Below are 18,867 nucleotides of genomic sequence, written 5' to 3' on the forward strand. Positions count from 1 at the left end.
TTAAATTAGTAATTATCAAAAAAGCAGCCATAGTGGCTGCCCTAATTTTAACTCTAAATATTATAATTTTAATGACGGATTTTCTTTTGACACTTTACGATGCCATAAATAAATTCCGACTAACAATAAAACACTAATAGTACATGACAACCCAAAGGTCAAATGCATTCCATCAATAAATAACTGTGGATCACTCGGTATGTAAGAAGTAACTCTGGAACCTTTCAAGATTGACATTGAACCAAATAACAACGTTGTCGACATTGCTGAACCAACTACCATCCCAACTGTTCTTGCCAAACTATAAACACTACCAGCCGATCCATAATCCTTTTCATCAACTGTACTCATAACCAAAACGTTATTAGGTGAATGGAATAATCCGTTACCCAATCCAGCCATAGCGGCTCCAAAAGCAAAAATCAAAACAGTATTCTGCAATCCACTAAGAACATAGAATATCTGACCAAAACTGATGATAGCTAATCCAATTAAAGTAATTTTAAATGGATCATGTTTATCGGCCAAACTCCCTGAAATTGGTGCAACGAATAATTGTACGACTGGGAAAATCAATAAGAAGAAACCACTGAACAAGGGACTGAACTCTCGAGCATTCTGCAAGTAAAATGGTGCAATCACATCAAAGAAGAAATCAATGATAAAGACCATAAAACAAGTTAACAATTGTACAGAAAACCATTTATTTTTAAATAAAGTTACTGGCAAAATAGGTTCATCTTGTTTATTTTCGTAACGATACAATAATGCTAAAAGAATTAGGCCAATGATTGTTAGAGTCAAAATACGCCAATCACTCCAACCTAATTGCTGACTTAAAAGAATACCAACAAACATACTGGTAAATCCAATAATCAATAAAATCGAACCAAACAAATCAAATTTGGCACTAGCAAATTTCTTATCCAAACTGCTAGGTAAATATTTAAATAGAATAAAAATAGCAATAAAACCAATCGGTACATTTAGCCAAAAAATGATGTGCCATGGGAAGAAGTTCAAAAGAATTCCACCCAAGCTTGGCCCAATAATACCACCTAGTGAGACGAATGATCCCATCCATCCTAGTGCTTGACCACGACGATCATCTGGAAAAATTTCAACAATAATTCCATTTGAAGTAGCCATTGTCATCGCAGCTCCAATTGCTTGCAAACTTCTAGCAATTATTAGAGTCAACCAGCTAACTGATAAAGCGCATAAAGCAGAACTGATGACAAAGATCAAAGTTCCCCATTGGAAAAATTTGATTTTCCCGTACTTATCACCCAATTTTCCAAAAATCATTAAAGTACTACTCATCACAATCAGATACATTGTTACGACCCAATTGATCAAACTCATATTAGTGTGAAGTGCCTTGCTTAAGACTGGTAGCGCTACAGTGACAATGCTACTATCAAGAGTAGACATAAAAATAACGATTCCAACACCAATCAAAATCATCGTTAAATTCTTTCTTTGAACTGTTTCCATAATCGTCCTCTATACTATATATTAATATATAGTTTAATACATAGTAAAAATTTGTAAAGGAGCATTCCATGGCACGTTCTAATACACTTCAATATATGATTCTAGGTTTACTTACTCGTCAACCGATGACTGGTTATGACATCAAACAGATTTTCGATAAAGAAAAAGCCGAATTCTGGACCGCACCCTTCAGCCAAATTTATCCCGAATTGAACCGCCTTTTGAATAAGGAATTGATCAGTTTAATACAGCCGACCGAAGATAATTCTCGAAGAAAAGTTTATCAACTAACTAAATTAGGAACTGATACTTTCACGGACTGGTTAAAATTGCCATTGTCACCAGAAATAACTCAATTAAACAACGACGATTTTATCTTACGCTTACACTTCTTAGGTAAGGACCATATTGATATTTTAAAAGCTTTGTTAAATATGAGAGAGCAAACTTTAAAATTAGAGCTAGCCCAATTGGAACTGGAGTTATCAGAAGTAGTTCACCATCCCGAACAATTTGGACGTGAATTGATTATTCAAAAAGAACTTTCTAATAAGAAGTCAGATTTGAAGCTCTGGCGTTCTGAATTAAAGAATCTATAACACTAAAAAACGGTCTCTATTAAACATATTAATAGAGACCGTTCTTTAATTTATTATCTAATTCAAACGTACACAGATAATAGAACAGGATACTAGTCTGAAAGACGGCAATTTAAGCCTGTGCTCAATTTCAATTAAGCTTCAGAAAAATCAGTCTGTTCCTCTTTAACTTCATGTAAATCAAAAAGAGACTTTTTATCCTGCAATTCTTCGGCGAAAACAACTTTAACAATAATATTCGTCAATACTTCTGGTGATTCCTTCATACCACTCTTAACCCAACGTTTCATAATGCCTTGGACACCCAGCATGATATAAGTAGCTTCATACTTATCCATCGTTGTCTTAATCATCTCCTCATGATCATGAAAATGACTCATCCGATCTAGCAATTTCGTTTTGCCTTCTACAAAGACTAAATTACTCAATACCGGATTTTTATAGAATTCCCTTAGCATAATTCTCAATCCTTCAATCATTGAAGTACCCTGAGGGATTTTTAAATTGTCTAAAAAATCAGTCTCGATACTGTCGACACACGAATATACATCATCGTAATAACGATAAAAAGTTGTTCGATTAACGTCAGCAGCTTTGCAAACTTCCGTTACAGTTATAGAATCAATCGATTCTTTTTGTAAAAGTGATAAAACTGTTTCTTTAATAATCTTTCTGGTATATTGTGCCCGACGATTATTTTTTATCCCGACCATGGTTTCTCCTTGAATGCAACAAATAAATGATTTTCGTTTAATTAATGACGCTTTGTCTCAAATTGATGGTTGAAAATTCATTAAATTGTTTTTATTATGTGAAACATAGTGTTGCAATAATGACATTCTAACAGAAATTTTATTAGAATCCATTAAAAATTTGAAGATTAGAGAGAGTTCAATTAATGCTGGAATTAAAACACATAAAAAAATACTATTATGTCGGCGATTCTGTTACTAAAGCCTTAGACGATGTGTCTGTCTCCTTTAGAAAACAAGAATTTGTCGCTATTCTGGGACCTAGTGGTTCCGGTAAAACTACTATGCTGAACGGTATCGGTGGCTTGGACATTTACGATTCAGGTGACTTAGTCATCAATGGTAAATCTACTAAAGATTTTTCCGAATCTGATTGGGATGCCTACCGTAACAATTCTGTTGGTTTTATTTTCCAAAGTTATAATATTATCGGTCATTTAAGTATTATCGATAACGTTGAATTGGGGATGACACTTAGTGGTGTCAATGCAGATGAAAAAAAGCGTAAGGCTCGTGAAGCTTTGGAGCGAGTTGGCTTAGGTCCTCATATCAACAAGAAACCTAATCAACTATCCGGTGGTCAACTTCAACGTGTTGCCATTGCTCGTGCGATTGCTAATGATCCTGAAATTTTACTTTGTGATGAACCAACTGGTGCCCTAGATACTGAAACCAGTGAAGAAATCATGAAATTGATCAAGGAATTATCAAAAGAACGCCTTGTCATCATGGTTACTCATAATCCTACTTTGGCTAAAGAATATGCTGATAGAATTATCAACTTTGCTGATGGTAAAATTTTAGACGATTCTAATCCTTTCGTTGATGATGCTACTAAGGATAATTTCGAACTTAAGAAAACTAAGATGACCTTCTGGACTGCTTTGAAATTATCCTTCACCAACTTGAAGACAAAGAAAGCCCGAACAGCTTTGACAGCTTTTGCTTCTAGTATCGGTATCATCAGTATTGCCATCGTTTTAGCCTTATCATCTGGTTTCCAAAAACAAATTGATAAGACTCAAGGCAATACCTTGGCACAGTTCCCAGTTACAATCTCCCAAACAGCTTCTAAGCAAACTGCTCCGGATACTAAGGTTAAGAGTTCCAGTTCTAAAAAGGTAACTGCTAAACTTAGCCAACAAGAAAAGTCAACACACACAAACAAATTGAGTAAAAGCTATGTAAACTACATTAAGAAACTTAATCCTGAATTAAGTAAAGACATTACTTATAATTATTCAACCGGAATGAATCTTTTGAGTAAAGTCGATGGCAAAGTTAAAACAGCTCAATTCTCAAACACAAGTAGCTCTAATTCAATGAGCAGCATGTCAGCTGCCATGGCTTCATCCACAGGTGTTGGTAGTTCTGTATATCCTTCATCAAATAACAATGGAACTAACTTCTTGAAGAAACATTACAAGGTTATCTCCGGTTCACTTCCTAAGAATGAAAATGATGTTGTTCTGATTGTCGATCGTGATAACTCTACTAATGTCAATGCTCTAAAGAATATCGGTATGAAAGTTAAAGACAATCAAAAATTAGACTTCAATAAAATTGTTGGCCAAGAGTTCAAAGTTGTTTCTAACAATGATTACTATAAACAAGTAACAGCTGGTCTCTTCACACCAAATACTGATCTTGCCAGTCTTTACAATAATTCTAACAATAAGACTTTAAAGATCTCAGGTATCTTAAAGGTCAAATCAAAATCATCAGAAAACATTCTCTCATCAGGTATCGCATATAGCGACAAGCTAACTAAAGATATCGTTAATACTAATAAAAACTCTGATATCGTTACTGCCCAAAAGAACAGTGATACTAACGTTCTAACTGGTGCCAGCGTCGATGATGCTACAACTAAAGAGAGCCTTGTTAGCTACTTAGGTGGTTCCGCTACACCATCAAGTATTCTAATTTACCCAAGCACATTTAAGACTAAAGACAAAGTATTAAGCTACCTTGATAAGTACAACAAAGACAAAAAAGCTTCTGACAAAGTTATTTACACTGACCTTGCTGGACAAGTTTCAAACCTTACAGGCGGCTTAATGGATGCTATCACTTATGTCTTAGTTGCCTTTGCTGGTATCTCATTAGTAACAAGTATGATCATGATCGGTATCATCACTTACACATCAGTTCTTGAAAGAACCAAAGAAATTGGTATTTTGAAAGCCTTGGGTGCTAGAAAGAAAGACGTTACCCGAGTCTTCGATGCCGAAACAACTATCTTAGGTGTCTCATCAGGTGTCTTAGGTATCGTAATTGCTTGGTTAGCAACCTTCCCTATCAATGCTATCTTGAAAGGACTAACCGATTTAAGCGGCGTTGCTCAATTGAACCCTGTACATGCGATAATCTTGATTGTCATCAGTACTGTTCTAACCGTTATTGGTGGACACATTCCTGCTCGTATGGCAGCTAGAAAAGATGCAGCTACTGCATTAAGATCAGAATAGAGAGCGAAGCAAGGGCGGTTAGCCCACGAGGATTTGCCTAAGTATCAGAATTACACGCGTATTTTGCGGATGATTTTGATACTGTAGCAAACCGGAATGGGTTGCCCTCGCGTAGCTCATTTCAATAGAGAGCGAAGTAGGCTTGGGAATTTCCGAGGATTTACCTAAGTATCAGAATTGCACGCGTATTTTGCGGGTGATTTTGATACTGTAGTAAACCGGAAGAAATTGGCCTACGCAGCTCATTTCAATAGAGAGCGAAGCAAGGGCGGTTAGCCCACAAGGATTTGCCTAAGTATCAGAATTGCACGCGTACTTGGCGGGCGATTTTGATACTGTAGCAAACCGGAATGGGTTGCCCTCGCGTAGCTCATTTCAATAAAGAGCGGAGTAAGCCCGCTTCCACTATAAAACATAGACCCATGGTTATTTCCCCAAAAGGACCAGTACTCAAATTCCGAGTACTGGTCCTTTTATGTCTATAAACTAAATTTTAACTACCGCGACCCCAATCAATCCAGGTCCGGTATGAACACCTAAAGCTGGTCCCACTTGCTCCGTAAATTCTTGTTGGCCTTTAATGCCATTTTCATGCAATAAATCCAGCATATTCTTACCACCAGCCTCATCAGCACCTTGTCCAATACCAATTAGATAATTTTTATCTTCACCAATAAACTTTTGGGCAAAGTCTAGCATCATCTTTTGACCTTTTTTCATACCTCGTGCTTTAGCAGCAATGGTATATGAACCGTCTTCTTTACAAGTAATAATGGGTGCTAATTTCAACATTCCACCAACTACAGAAGCGGCAGCGCTAATTCTACCACCAGCTCTTAAATAAGTCAGCGTGGGAATACAGAAGTAAACAACAGCATGTTTAATCATAGTCGCTACTTGAGAGGCTACTTCATCAAAGCTTTTTCCCGCATCTATCAAATCTTTAGCACCAATTGCAATTAAACCTGAGGCTATTGCTACTTGCTTGGTATCAAAATATTTCGTCGTGAAACGATCATCGTCATCCAAAAATACTTTGAGAAAGTTGAAGGTTCCACTTAATCCTGAAGAAACAGAAATGGAGATAATATGAGTACAGCCAGCTTCAGCAATATCATCTAGAGCTTTTTCGATTGATTCTCCTGAGGGTAATGAAGTCTTAGGAATTTCAACAGGAAGATGTTCATAAACTTCTTCGGCTGAAATGTCGACACGATCAAGATAAGTCTTGTCATGATAAGCAATTTGCATTGGTAACTCATAAACGCCATTTTTATCACGGTATTCTTTTGGTAAATCGCAGCAAGAATCTACCAACACAGCAATTTTTTCCATTTTTATTCGCTCTTTTCGTCTTGATTATTACTTTCAATCATTAATATTTTCTTAGTTATTAGCTTTGTTGCAAAAGACATTGTAGCCATTTCAACCATTAAGTAGGCTGAAGACTGATTCTTCTCTGAGAGGATTTGTCCCTCTTCACGATGATTTAACATTTTCAAAGCTAACTCTTGCTTATCACAGAAGAAATCAAAGGCCTTAGCAATTCCACCATTTAAATTGGTTTGAATTTCCAATCCCGCTTGAATCTCATTGATGGATACGACTTGTTTTAAAAAAGTTATCGCAATCAGATATGCTAAATGTTCGCGTGTGTAACGTTTCTTGATGGGATGTGGCAATAGTCCATTTTTTACGTAATTATTGACCATCGATGTTGTTACTACTGGTCCGTCCTCCAACCAAATTGGTCCAATATATTTATCAACTAAGGTTAAAAGTTGATCACGATACAGATCTAATTCAGGTAGATCTTCAAACCTAGGTAAACGATAATTTTCTAATTTGTCTAACCATTCTTGTAACTCATCCATGAACACGCACTCCTTTTATAATTACAAATATAATTTATCATAATTATTAATACTATTCAATCTAGTTTTAAAAGCTAGATATATTTATAATAAAAAGCCTTGAACATTACTCAAGACTTTCTTTAAGATTATATTCACGCCAACCGAAAGCAACCGTCATAACGATGCCAACTGCTGTCAATAAGACGATATAACCAACATTACTACTGAAATTAGTATCTCCCAGATACAAATCACCAAGTAAAGTTGCTAAGACAGTTACCCAGATTCCAATTCTTTGAGTTCTGGTAAAAGCTGTACCTGTCTGACTTCTCTTTTCTCTCTTTGTTATATATGGTAATACAAAACCCAAGCCAATTAAAACAAATATGGCTACAAAATTAATAACTAATTCATACCACCACATTGAAGATCCGAAAGCAACATCCTGTGGGCCAACCGCAGCAATTGTAGCTATCCCTGTCAGACCTAGACACCACCAGCCGACGATCAATGACATGGTTTTATTCTTAATATAAACATACCCTGACGAATAGATATCATCCCTCATTCTAACTTTGATGAAGGACCAGAAGATCCAACAAGTAACTCCTGGTGAAATAATTCCGTTCAGGTTTAATAACCAATTGAAAATATCTTTCATGTTTGGCAACAAGATGCCTAAGAACATGATAAAAGCACTCAACCCAACTGTGAGTAAGTAACCATTAATAGGCAATCCAGCTGAGTTAGTTTTTCTCAAAAATTCTGGCATGTATTTATTACCAGTATCAGAAATCAACATTCTAGTCATCGCATTCAATAGTACTGCTAACAAGGCTGCTAAGTAAAAGATTTCCGTGAAGGCGAATAAATACATTAAAGTATTGCCCATATGAAATTTATTACCTAAAGCTTGAAAAGCATAATAGGAACCATTGATCTTCAAATCATCTGGTAGATGATAAGCGTTAAAGAACACTCCTAAAGAGAATGATCCAAAGATTGTCAAAAAGCCTGTCATAACAGATAACATAATCATGGCTTTAGGAAAATCTTTATTAGGATTACGCATCTTTGTAACAAATGGCGCAATTCTTTCAGCTCCGTTAATAGCAAAAATCAGAAATCCTAAAGTTGTTAAATAGTGGAGATTGAATGAAGGCACAATCGTATGGAATGTTAATGGTTTAGTCGCAATGTGGCCTCCCATCATTAAAGCAGTAACGGTCATTATTACGAATAAAACAGTCATACCGAACATGGCAATTCCGCCAATTGTACTCAGTACTTCCAATGAATGTTCAAATCGTGACTGAATGATAATGAAGAAAATAAATATCAATAAGGTAAATAGTGCGAAATGACTGTTCGACATCTGTGTCTGCATTCTGTCACTACCATTAACGACCCAACCCATAGCTACAGCAATCGTATTAGCTGTATCAACGACATAAGGAATCGAAGCAGCCCAATATGTCCAAGCTGCAAAATATCCTAAAAATTCTCCACTAGTTTCTCTGACCCACGATGTTAATCCACCACCATCATCATCAAAGGTTGAACCTAATTGGCCTACCATCAATGAATACGGAATAACATACAATAAAATCATGATGATCCAGGACGTAATGACGCCCATTCCTTGATTTTGAAAATTGTAGGTCAGATCATCGAATCCAACTACAGTTACAAAATCCATTAAAGCTAGCACAGGCCAGCTGATATACTTCTTCTTTGTTCCTAAATCTGTCATGGCGTTTTCCTCAGTGAAAATAAATCATACTTTCTTAATTTACTCACCAAACGGTTACTTAAAATATACAATATTTTTTGCTAAATAAATTAAAAAATGATTCGAAAGTATAAAAAAATTTAAGCGCTTACTTACCCGACATGACCGCAACAGTAGCTGTTGCCTATTTTGTGTACAATTTGGAAAGTTAGCGACTCGAAATATTCTACCATAAAAGCAACGAACTAGATATATAAAATTTTCTTATCAAAAAGAAATTCTCTCGGTTTTAATTAAAGTACCATTAAATCCAACTGTTGATGAAAATGCTTCGACTTTAGACAAAAAATGTCGAACAGATTATAAATATTTTGAATTAATCTAATATTATTTATTCAGAAATAAAAAACGACATCTATTTAGAAACGTGTAGACACGTTTATCCTAAATAGATGCCGTTTATTTTAATTTTGATAATCTAAGAAAGAAATTAATAAATTCTATTATGCCTCTTTTAGATTATATTCTTTCCAACCAAAGGCAATAACCAAAGCTATTCCAATTACACTAATAAGCACAATTGAAACGATGTTATGTTCATAATTAGAACCACCTAGAGCCAAGTCACCAACAATTGTTAGGAACAACGCAGCCAGGATTCCTGTCCATTGTAAACGAGTAAAGGCTGAACCGGTAGTACTTCTACCCTCACGACGTGTTACATATGGCAAGACAACACCCAAACCAATCAAGACGATAATGGCAACGAAGTTAATTACTAATTCGTACCACCATGTTGATGAAGCAAACTTAACATCTTGAGGTCCGATACCAAAGATTGTAGCTACGGCAGTGATGATCAAGCACCACCAACCAACAGCTAGGGCTAATTTATCATTTTTAATATAGACGTAATCTGAAGGGAATTTTTGACTGTCTTGTCTGATCTTAATGAAAGCAAAGAAGATCCAGCAAGTAACACCTGGCGAAATAATTCCGTTCAAGTTTAATAGCCAATTGAAAATATCATTCATACTTGGTAAGAAAATACCTAGTAACATGATGAAAGCACTCAAACCACAAGTTAATAAGTAACCATTAACTGGTAGGCCATTGGAATTAGTTTTACGTAAGACCTTAGGCATGTACTTAGCACCTGTATCAGAAATCAACATTCTTGTCATAGCGTCCAATAGAACTGCCAACAAGGCTGCTAGGTAAAATACTTCAGTCCAAGCAAAGATATACATCAAAGTATTACCCATATGATATTGCTTACCTAAGGCTTGGAATGCGTAGTAAGAACCATTCATCTTCAAGTCATTTGGTAAGTTGAATCCATCAAAGAACACACCCAATGAGAATGAACCAAAGATAGTCAAGAAGGCCGTCATAACGGCTAACATGATCATGGCTTTAGGGAATTCACGCTTAGGATGACGCATCTTTGTAACGAAAGGTGCAATAAGTTCAGCACCGTTAACCGCATAAATCAACAAACCAATCGTTGTTAGATAGTGAAGATCAAACTTAGGTACGATGGTATGAAGATTCATTGGTTGTGTTGCAATATGACCACCAGCAGCAAGTCCGGCAAAAGTCATCAATACAAACAATACAGTCATTCCAAACATGGCAATACCACCAATAGTACTCAAAACTTCAAGTGAGCGTTTGAAACGAGATTGTACAAAAATAAAGACAATAAAAGTTACTAATGTCCAAAAAGCAAACCAACCGTTTGACATTTGACTTTGCATCTTGGCATTACCGTTGTAGGCCCATCCGAGTCCAACAACGATTGAATTAGCAGTATCAACAACATAAGGAATTGAAGCTGCCCAGTAAGTCCACGCAGTAAAGTAACCTAGAAATTCACCACTAGTACCGCGAACCCATGAAGTAAGTCCCCCACCTTCATGATTGAAAACTGATCCCAATTGACCAACCATTAATGAATATGGAATAACATATAGAAATAACATGATAACCCATGAAGTGATGACACCCATACCTTGGTTTTGGAAGTTATAAGTTAAATCATCAAAACCAATTACGGTAACGAAATCCATTAAGGCAAGAATAGGCCAGCTTATATAGTTCTTTTTTGGTTCTAAATCTTCCATAATAAGCTCCTATAAATTTATATACATATTAAGCACAATTTTATATTCTACACTTTTGAATTTATATACATAGAGCCTAAAAACGTTTTCTTTAATTAAATTATTTATTATTTATCAATTTCAATTGTTGATATTAACAATTTATCTGCTAAATTCGACAATTTAGTGATATCAAAATCTTTTTTACGCATCGCCGTGTGCAAAACTCCTACCATTCCCCAACAACAATAATTCAAAATATATTCAGCTTCTTCTTGATTTGAAAAAGGAATCACTTGCTGACCATTGGTAACAGTCAACTGGATCAATTTTTGCATCAATTCTGAATCGGGATTACGGCACAAGACACCAATCATTTTTTGATTATCTTCAATGTAAGACATGACGACCTTAAAGAATTGCGGCCCTATATCACTTTCCTCATTGGGAGGTTCAAAATCCTTCAGTATTTCACCAAAACGATTCATGACAAAATCTTCGGTCTTATGAAGCAAATCGTAAATATCTTCATAGTGAAGATAAAAAGTACGACGATTAATGTCAGCTTTATCAGTAAGCTTTTGAATCGTTATTTCTTCAATTGGCATAACTGACATCAAATCAATGAAATTATCGCGGATCGATTTTTGTGTTCGTCTAGTTCGACGATCATTCTCGTTCAATTTGTCCCCTCCTTTACTACACAACTTTGCCATTTTCGTGTATTAAGACACGAAAATAATAACTTTGTTTATTGTTCACAAAGCATCTTCTTAATATTATATAGCCATTAGTCAAGGAGGTACACATCATGTATTTAACTTTAAGGGAACTCAGACACGATAAATGGAAATTTAGTGCATTAGGATTAATCATCTTTTTGATTGTTTTCCTTGTTCTCTTCATTACCGGATTAGCTAATGGTTTGGCTAACGACAGCGGTTCAGCCATTAAAGAGACTCCTGCTGAAACTTTTATTTTACAAAAGGGATCACAGGCTCGATTAAACCGCTCTAAATTAACTGATCCAGATTGGCAAAAGTTCCAAAACAAATATCATAACGACGTTACAAAATTAAGTGTTGCTCAAATGACAATTCAAAAACAAAACAATGCTAGTAAGAAAACAGATATTGCCTATTTTGTTATAAATAAGGACAGTTTTCTTGCTCCTAAATCTGTTAAGAAAACCGATGGTAACCAAGTCTATGTCAGTCGTAAATTAGAATCTGACGGTTACAAAGTCGGTGACAGTTTCAAGGACTCAAACAGTGGCAAAACTTTCAAAATTGCTGGCTTCACAAATACTGAGTCCTACTCACATTCACCGGTTATTTATTTGAACAATCAACAGGCCCAAAACATCCTACCTGATTCCAAGAGTTTCAACGCTATTGCGTTAAAGAAAAATTTAACCAAGAGATCTGGTTATCAAGTTATCAGTAAACAGACTTTAATTAACAATATTCCTGGTTATTCAGCTGAGCAGAGCTCACTTTACTTGATGATTGGTTTCCTATATCTCATTTCATTATTCGTTCTCGCCGTTTTCTTCTATATTATTAATTTACAAAAAATCAGTGATTTCGGAACGCTCAAAGCTTTGGGTACCAAGACTGGTTACTTAGTTGGACATGTTTTAACCGAAATGGGACTATTGTCTGTAAGTGGGATTCTCGTCTCATTCTTGGTAACCTATTTGATCAAACTCAAAATGCCAGCTTCAATGCCATTTAGTCTCAGTTTAACGACTCTATTAGGAACTGGACTACTATTTCTCGGTATCGCCCTCTTAAGTGCCCTTCTCTCGTTAATCAAAGTTGTCAAAGTCGATCCTATCAACGCTATCGGAGGTAACAATTAATGCCAGTTTTAGAATTGAAAAATATTGTCAAAAATTATCCCGATGGGGAAAATATCAATGAAGTTTTGAAGGATATCTCCTTTCAAGTGAAAAAGGGTGAATTTGCAGCTATTATGGGACCTAGTGGAGCCGGTAAAAGTACCCTGCTTACAATCATGGGTGCCTTGCTTTCACCTAGTTCTGGAACCGTTTTGTTGAACAATCAAGATATCAGTCATTTTTCGAAAAAACAGCAGACTCAACTTCGCTTAAACGAGATTGGTTTTATTTTCCAAAATTCTGATTTGATTCCTTATTTAAAAATTTCCGAGCAACTACAATTCATCCAAAAGATTTCTAATAAGAAATCAACTGATGCCATTGCTATTCTCAAACAATTAGGATTAGGACATCGTTTAAGCAGTTATCCCAATGCCCTTTCTGGTGGTGAAAAGCAACGTGTTGCTATTGCTAGAGCCTTTATCAATCAACCTGATTTAATCTTAGCTGATGAACCTACAGCCAGTCTGGATTCCAAACGTGGTCGTGAAGTTGTACAGATTATCCAAGAAACCGTCCACCAACAAAACAAAGCTGCTGTGATGGTCACACACGATGAACGTATTCTCGATTTAGTTGACTCAATTTGGCAAATTGAAGATGGTAAACTGAATAAAGTAAATAAGTAGTTTGAAAGGCTTAAATTATGCAACCGACTTTAATTATTCTTCGTGGCAATTCTGGTAGCGGCAAAACTGCATTAGCCAAGAACCTTCAACAGTATTTTGGCACTGATAAATGTTTGCTAGTTCAACAAGACGTTTTACGTAGAGAAATTCTACATGCTAGCGATCATCCAAATACACCAGCTATTGATTTCATCGAAACCATCGTAAAATTTGGTTACCAACATTATCCTGTGGTTATTCTCGAGGGAATTCTCAGAAAAGATGTCTATGGTGAAATGTTGATAAAACTGTGTAAAACTTTTGCTCCTAGAGTCTTGGTCTATTACTTAGATGTTTCTTTTGAAACCACATTGAAGTTTAATGTTCTCAAGAAAACACCTTTTTCTGAGTCCGACCTTCATTCTTGGTGGTTAGATTCGGACTATCTGACTAATTCCGACTACAAATTAAATGCAGTTGGTACCGCAAATTTAAGGCAACAAGTCATCACTGACTATCTAAAATTTAAAGAATAGAAAACAACCTCTATTAAGTATTCAAGATATGTTCCTTTACTTGAATCTCTTAATAGAGGTTGTTTTTGGTTTACTAGATCAAATCACTTTACAATGATTACGTATTAAACATACTTATCTCAAGAAAAATAAGCGAAATGCTATTTAGTCTGTAGTAAGAATTTAAGCACATTCACACTTTTTCTGATTTAAGATCATTTAGGATTTTTTATTACGCATTTTTACTAATTTAGTTAATTTCTTAGCATCAATCATTTGATTGAGATATATTCCTAACCAAATAAAGATATAAATAATAACAAACATAAACAGATTGTTCCAACTGTGTTTGGATAAAATACCAAACCAACCGTTATAAGAAGTCATTGCTATTACCAAAGCTAGAGTCACTACAAAATGAATCACTATTTCTAATAAAATATTCAAATCATATTCAAATATCATCGATAACCAACCAATAAAAAGACTCATCAACCAAATGCTAAAAATATTTTGAGGTGTAACTGTGGTTGTGCCCTGCATAATAAGAATTGCTAAATAGGTCAACGATCCAATCAGAATTCCAATCAAGCCATAACGGAAAAGTTTTCTTATCATCTTACATCCCCAAGCTTTCTTTTAATTGTGTTAAATATTTACGACTAACGGTTAATTTTTCATCATTATCCATAAAAGCTAGCATATTACCCGAAAACGACGCTTCCAATGAACTCAAATGATTCAGATTTATCACAGCACTTTTAGAAATCTGGATAAAGTCACCATTATTCAGACGTTGATACATTTCTTTCAATTTTCCCCTTAATTTATACGCCTTGACTTGTGTATAAACCGTTAATTCATTTTTGTATACTTCAATCGCAATAATCTTATCCAATTGAATCATAACAACACGATCATCTACCGCTAACGGTACAACATCAGTATGATTATCCAAATTATCAATTGTCTTCATCAAATTTTGGACGTCGTCAGAAAAACTTTGTGCCTCAACGGTTACTTTAGCTTTGTCCACCGGCATGTCATCTTTTTGTTGATAATTAATTTCTATTTTCATAAGTTTTCCTAATTAAACTTTATTTAGAACTACATTTTTATTATATCGATAAAGTCCCAGAATTAGGACAATCACAATTATAAAAGTTATTCCCATGTTATATGTCTCTGTGGAAAATCCTTTACCAATAACGATTCCCATTGATTTTTTGAAATCCAAAACTTTATCCACAGGTAATCCTTTTAATGCATGATTCAGTTCTTTATTCATCATTACCTGTCGATAAATTGCAGCATTATATGGGACTGGTGTTAATTTAATTAATGATTTAGCAAAAGTAGGCATAGCTCCTATAGGAAAATAAACTCCCGCAAAGAATCCAGCTGCAGTTCCAATAATCGTATTGATTTTTCCAAAGGTGTCAGATGTCTTTACAAAAGTAAAAATCAAGAGATTGATCGCTGACCACAATAAACTACTTAAAATCATCAATCCTAATAACTTTAGAAAAACTACTCCATCAAAACTTATCTTGTCCTGAATCATGAAGTAAACTTGCATGATGGCGTACATAAAACCTTGCATAATAAAACCAATTATCCAAGCACTCAATAGATAGGATAACGTAATTTTAGTGTAGGAGGTATCAGTTAAAACTAAATCAGCTAATCGATTGCTTTCACGATCACTAACTAAATTGGTCATCGCACCTCCGGTAGTGGTTATTGTCGTGACTGTCAACGTTCCACCTATCAACCAGTAATCTAATATTTTTTGTGAATCTTTAAGTGCTGACCAACTTTCTTGCATACTCTGTCTTAAAAAAACTAAATAGAGTACAAATGAAATCAACGCTCCCAATAATGAGAAGAAAACTTTACTTTTACTAGAGAAGAACAATCTTAAATTACGCTCAATTAAACTTTTCATCCTATTCGACCTCTCTCCCTGTCAGATTTAAAAATATATCATCCATATTGCCTTGACGATAATCAAAACTGACTATTTGGTCAGATAACTGACTCAGAATTTCTAAACAATCTGATGTTGAAACAGATACAAAAATTTTGTACCCATCCCGTTGATATTGATATTTTCCCGGTAATTGAACATTCTTTGATCTAACCTTCATTGTTAAACGATTCTGAGCATATTTACATTTCAAATTCTCCACAGAATCCGACGCAATAATTTCACCATGATCAATTACATAAACAAAGTTTGCTTCCTCAGCTTCTTCTAAATAATGTGTTGTCAAAATTATGGTCAAATTCATTTCTCGGCGCAATTCATTAAGAACCTGCCAGATTAATTCTCTAGTTTGAATATCCAAACCTGTTGTCGGCTCGTCGAGGAATAGAACCTCTGGTTCATGCAGTAATGCACGTACAATATCGACTCGTCGCTTCTGACCTCCAGACAAAGTTCGATATTTCTGATCGATGATTTTTTGTAGCGCAAATTTTTCAATCCAATAATCGAGATTATTATTTAAATGTTGATACAACCCCCGACGGATCATTAAATTTTGTCTGACTGTTAGATCATCATCTAAAATGCTTTCTTGAAAAACAACACCAATTTTTTGACGATATGCTTTCTCTTGAGGAGTGAATCCATTTAAAGATATCTGACCTTGAGTTGGTTGAATAATTCCAATCAACATATTGATCGTAGTTGATTTCCCTGCCCCATTAGGACCCAAGAAAGCTACCAAATCACCTTTTTTGATTGATAAATCAACATTCTTAACAACTGTTTTATGATTGAATTTTTTAGTAAGATTTTGAACTTGTAAAAACATAATTTTGAACTCCTTTATTGAGTGAATTCATTATAGCCAGGACTTTTTCATCATGGTTTAATTCTTCGATAAGTGGTCAAAATTGATTGTTAAGATGTTGATTTTTAAACATAAAATACCACGTTATAGTATGTATATTGCATACTGTAACGTGGTATTATTTTTTACTTATTTCCAATTGTTCTAAAAACTACACTAGCTCTAAAATAACTAACATATTTAGGATCTAAGCCCCTGTCGGTAACTAACACATCGACTTGTTGACAATTCGTTACAACGTAAGGCGAAGTTTTCTTAGTCGTAAATTTATAATTCTGTGTAACCAAAATTATCTTCTTACCTCGTTGAACAGCTTTTCTCAAAATAGCTGCATCAGCTTTACCCATGACTGTTATGTCACCTTCATCCGTGATTCGAGAAGCACCGATAAAGACACCGTCGAAAACAAAATCATTCAGGCGGATCAATGTATCCAGTGATGATGCATAACGATTGATCTTATCAACAATTCCACCTAACAACTCAACTCTAGGAAATTTATTTTCCATCAAATGTTCAGCGTTGTCGATGCCGTGCGTCACGATTGTCGTATCAACTTCCCCCAATAGATCACAAAGTTGCACTAACGTCGTAGAAGCCCCGATAAAATAAAGTTTATTTGGATGAACATATGTCGCTGCGATTTTAGCCATTGAAGTTTTAACGGGTGACAAAATACGCTTTCTATTCAAGAATTCAGGTACTTCATCACCTTGAGTGATCATAATTCCGCCATGAACTCGAATAGCTTGGCCAGTAGAGGTTAAATGCAGAACATCCCTTCTAGCAGTATCAAAGTCTATCTCAAAATGATCCGCAATCTGTTTGGTTGATAACCAACCTTTTTCTTTTAATACTTCTAAAATCTGCACTTCTCTTTTTTCCTTAGGAATCATCCGCACTCGTCCCCTTATCATTCTCTACCCGAAAAATAGTTATTCTTGAAGTTAATCCCCCATCAGAACTCAATTGTTGCACTATCTAACTTTATTGCCCGCAATGACAATATCTCCGAACGTAATAGTTCATTCTCATGTTCTAGCTCACTTATTTTTTCACGATCAATAACTAATTGCTGAACATCTTTTCTGAATAAGCCTGTCCCTGTCCAACCGACATCATCATATCTTCTCTGCCAGTTGGCAATTGTCCCCGGGTTACTGATTTGAAAGTGATCCGCCGTTTTGGCATAAGTTGCCTGATGAGACTTTTTCCACTTTAATACACGTAATTTGAAATCGCCATCGTATTCATGACTATCCGTGCGTTTTTTCAAACCTTCAGAACCATATTTTTTATATCGTTGTACCCAATTGAAAACACTAAATTTACTGATGCTAAATTTTCTCTGCAAATTGATAGAACTTTCACCTTGTAGGTAAGCTGTTACTACCTTTAATTTCAATCCATAACTTATTTTAGTCAAAGTAAAACCTCCTATAATCTTTTTTTGAGGACCATGGGAGGATTACTTCAAAAATCTATTTTTCTTTGACGTCTGCAATTTTAGTCAAATTATCAACTTGACTACCAACTTCAGCCACCTGATTATAATCTTTCAAAACATCATTTGAATTAGTAATCAAAACCATTGTCATTGAATCCTTTTTAGCTGCTTTAATTTGATCAAAATCAACTTTAACTAGTCTCGTATTATTATCGACTTCATCGCCGACACTAACTAAAGTTTCAAACGGAGCACCTTTTAGATCAACGGTATCAATTCCAATGTGAATCAAAATTTCCATTTTTCCACAATTTATCCCTACAGCATGTTTCGTCGGAAAAAGTTGACTGACCGTTCCCTTCACAGGACTATAAATATTTTCATTACTAGGTTCAACTGCAAATCCTTTACCCATCGCACCGCTAGAAAAGACCTCGTCACTTACTTTATCAAGTGCAACTAGTTTTCCCGCTACGGGAGCGAAGAAATCTGTTTTCTTTTTAAAATTGAACAAACCCATA

At 35.2% G+C, this 18,867-nt stretch carries 19 protein-coding genes; 5 read left to right on the forward strand and 14 right to left on the reverse strand.

Annotation, left to right across the window (positions count from 1 at the left end; translation table 11 throughout):
* Positions 1-60 precede the first annotated feature (60 nt).
* Positions 61-1,497, reverse strand: coding sequence for an MFS transporter (locus ACI6PB_RS11275; protein WP_056955812.1), 1,437 nt, complete (start codon positions 1,495-1,497; stop codon positions 61-63).
* A 68-nt stretch (positions 1,498-1,565) separates the two neighbouring features.
* Between ACI6PB_RS11275 and ACI6PB_RS11280 the strand changes: the two genes are divergently transcribed.
* Positions 1,566-2,096 carry a PadR family transcriptional regulator gene (locus ACI6PB_RS11280; protein ID WP_025085147.1) on the forward strand — a complete coding sequence of 177 codons (531 nt, stop codon included), beginning with the start codon at positions 1,566-1,568 and terminating at the stop codon, positions 2,094-2,096.
* Positions 2,097-2,230: 134 nt separating this feature from the next.
* Here the strand turns inward: ACI6PB_RS11280 and ACI6PB_RS11285 are convergent, their stop codons facing one another.
* The gene (locus tag ACI6PB_RS11285; RefSeq protein WP_025085148.1) at positions 2,231-2,809 is read right to left on the reverse strand and encodes a TetR/AcrR family transcriptional regulator; all 579 of its coding nucleotides are present in this window, start codon (positions 2,807-2,809) and stop codon (positions 2,231-2,233) included.
* 185 nt (positions 2,810-2,994) lie between these two features.
* Between ACI6PB_RS11285 and ACI6PB_RS11290 the strand changes: the two genes are divergently transcribed.
* Entirely contained in the window at positions 2,995-5,319 is a 2,325-nt protein-coding gene (locus tag ACI6PB_RS11290; protein WP_309510698.1) for an ATP-binding cassette domain-containing protein, read from the forward strand.
* A 486-nt stretch (positions 5,320-5,805) separates the two neighbouring features.
* Here the strand turns inward: ACI6PB_RS11290 and ACI6PB_RS11295 are convergent, their stop codons facing one another.
* The 5 genes from ACI6PB_RS11295 to ACI6PB_RS11315 form a co-directional block, all read right to left on the reverse strand.
* Positions 5,806-6,654, reverse strand: a complete 849-nt coding sequence (locus tag ACI6PB_RS11295; RefSeq protein ID WP_025085150.1) for a DegV family protein — start codon at positions 6,652-6,654, stop codon at positions 5,806-5,808.
* Between the two features lie 2 nt (positions 6,655-6,656).
* Complete coding sequence (locus ACI6PB_RS11300; RefSeq protein ID WP_025085151.1) at positions 6,657-7,193, reverse strand: DUF1836 domain-containing protein; 537 nt, start codon at positions 7,191-7,193, stop codon at positions 6,657-6,659.
* 106 nt (positions 7,194-7,299) lie between these two features.
* On the reverse strand, positions 7,300-8,928 hold the full coding sequence (locus tag ACI6PB_RS11305) for an APC family permease (protein ID WP_025085152.1): 1,629 nt from the start codon (positions 8,926-8,928) through the stop codon (positions 7,300-7,302).
* 482 nt (positions 8,929-9,410) lie between these two features.
* Positions 9,411-11,033 carry an APC family permease gene (locus tag ACI6PB_RS11310; protein ID WP_025086412.1) on the reverse strand — a complete coding sequence of 541 codons (1,623 nt, stop codon included), beginning with the start codon at positions 11,031-11,033 and terminating at the stop codon, positions 9,411-9,413.
* A 107-nt stretch (positions 11,034-11,140) separates the two neighbouring features.
* Entirely contained in the window at positions 11,141-11,695 is a 555-nt protein-coding gene (locus tag ACI6PB_RS11315; RefSeq protein ID WP_025086286.1) for a TetR/AcrR family transcriptional regulator, read from the reverse strand.
* Between the two features lie 128 nt (positions 11,696-11,823).
* Between ACI6PB_RS11315 and ACI6PB_RS11320 the strand changes: the two genes are divergently transcribed.
* The 3 genes from ACI6PB_RS11320 to ACI6PB_RS11330 are packed head-to-tail and all read left to right on the forward strand — an operon-like array spanning position 11,824 to position 14,059.
* Positions 11,824-12,876 (forward strand): ABC transporter permease, encoded by a 1,053-nt coding sequence (locus ACI6PB_RS11320; protein ID WP_404278405.1) that lies wholly within the window; start codon positions 11,824-11,826, stop codon positions 12,874-12,876.
* On the forward strand, positions 12,876-13,544 hold the full coding sequence (locus tag ACI6PB_RS11325) for an ABC transporter ATP-binding protein (protein WP_025086284.1): 669 nt from the start codon (positions 12,876-12,878) through the stop codon (positions 13,542-13,544). The genes ACI6PB_RS11320 and ACI6PB_RS11325 overlap by 1 nt, the downstream gene beginning before the upstream one ends.
* Before the next feature lie 17 nt (positions 13,545-13,561).
* Positions 13,562-14,059, forward strand: a complete 498-nt coding sequence (locus ACI6PB_RS11330; protein ID WP_025086283.1) for a zeta toxin family protein — start codon at positions 13,562-13,564, stop codon at positions 14,057-14,059.
* 198 nt (positions 14,060-14,257) lie between these two features.
* Here the strand turns inward: ACI6PB_RS11330 and ACI6PB_RS11335 are convergent, their stop codons facing one another.
* The 7 genes from ACI6PB_RS11335 to ACI6PB_RS11365 form a co-directional block, all read right to left on the reverse strand.
* Entirely contained in the window at positions 14,258-14,656 is a 399-nt protein-coding gene (locus ACI6PB_RS11335; RefSeq protein ID WP_025086282.1) for a DUF3021 domain-containing protein, read from the reverse strand.
* Between the two features lies 1 nt (position 14,657).
* Positions 14,658-15,116 carry a LytTR family DNA-binding domain-containing protein gene (locus tag ACI6PB_RS11340; protein WP_404327437.1) on the reverse strand — a complete coding sequence of 153 codons (459 nt, stop codon included), beginning with the start codon at positions 15,114-15,116 and terminating at the stop codon, positions 14,658-14,660.
* Between the two features lie 12 nt (positions 15,117-15,128).
* Complete coding sequence (locus ACI6PB_RS11345) at positions 15,129-15,986, reverse strand: ABC transporter permease (RefSeq protein WP_404327438.1); 858 nt, start codon at positions 15,984-15,986, stop codon at positions 15,129-15,131.
* A gap of 1 nt (position 15,987) precedes the next feature.
* On the reverse strand, positions 15,988-16,863 hold the full coding sequence (locus ACI6PB_RS11350; RefSeq protein WP_309511211.1) for an ABC transporter ATP-binding protein: 876 nt from the start codon (positions 16,861-16,863) through the stop codon (positions 15,988-15,990).
* Between the two features lie 161 nt (positions 16,864-17,024).
* Entirely contained in the window at positions 17,025-17,795 is a 771-nt protein-coding gene (locus tag ACI6PB_RS11355) for a DeoR/GlpR family DNA-binding transcription regulator (protein WP_404327439.1), read from the reverse strand.
* Positions 17,796-17,857: 62 nt separating this feature from the next.
* Positions 17,858-18,325: a helix-turn-helix domain-containing protein gene (locus ACI6PB_RS11360; RefSeq protein ID WP_025086277.1), complete on the reverse strand. Its 468-nt coding sequence runs from the start codon at positions 18,323-18,325 to the stop codon at positions 17,858-17,860.
* 55 nt (positions 18,326-18,380) lie between these two features.
* Complete coding sequence (locus ACI6PB_RS11365) at positions 18,381-18,866, reverse strand: PTS glucose transporter subunit IIA (RefSeq protein ID WP_025086278.1); 486 nt, start codon at positions 18,864-18,866, stop codon at positions 18,381-18,383.
* Position 18,867 lies beyond the last annotated feature (1 nt).

Source organism: Companilactobacillus paralimentarius, assembly GCF_963227125.1.
Lineage (GTDB): Bacteria > Bacillota > Bacilli > Lactobacillales > Lactobacillaceae > Companilactobacillus > Companilactobacillus paralimentarius.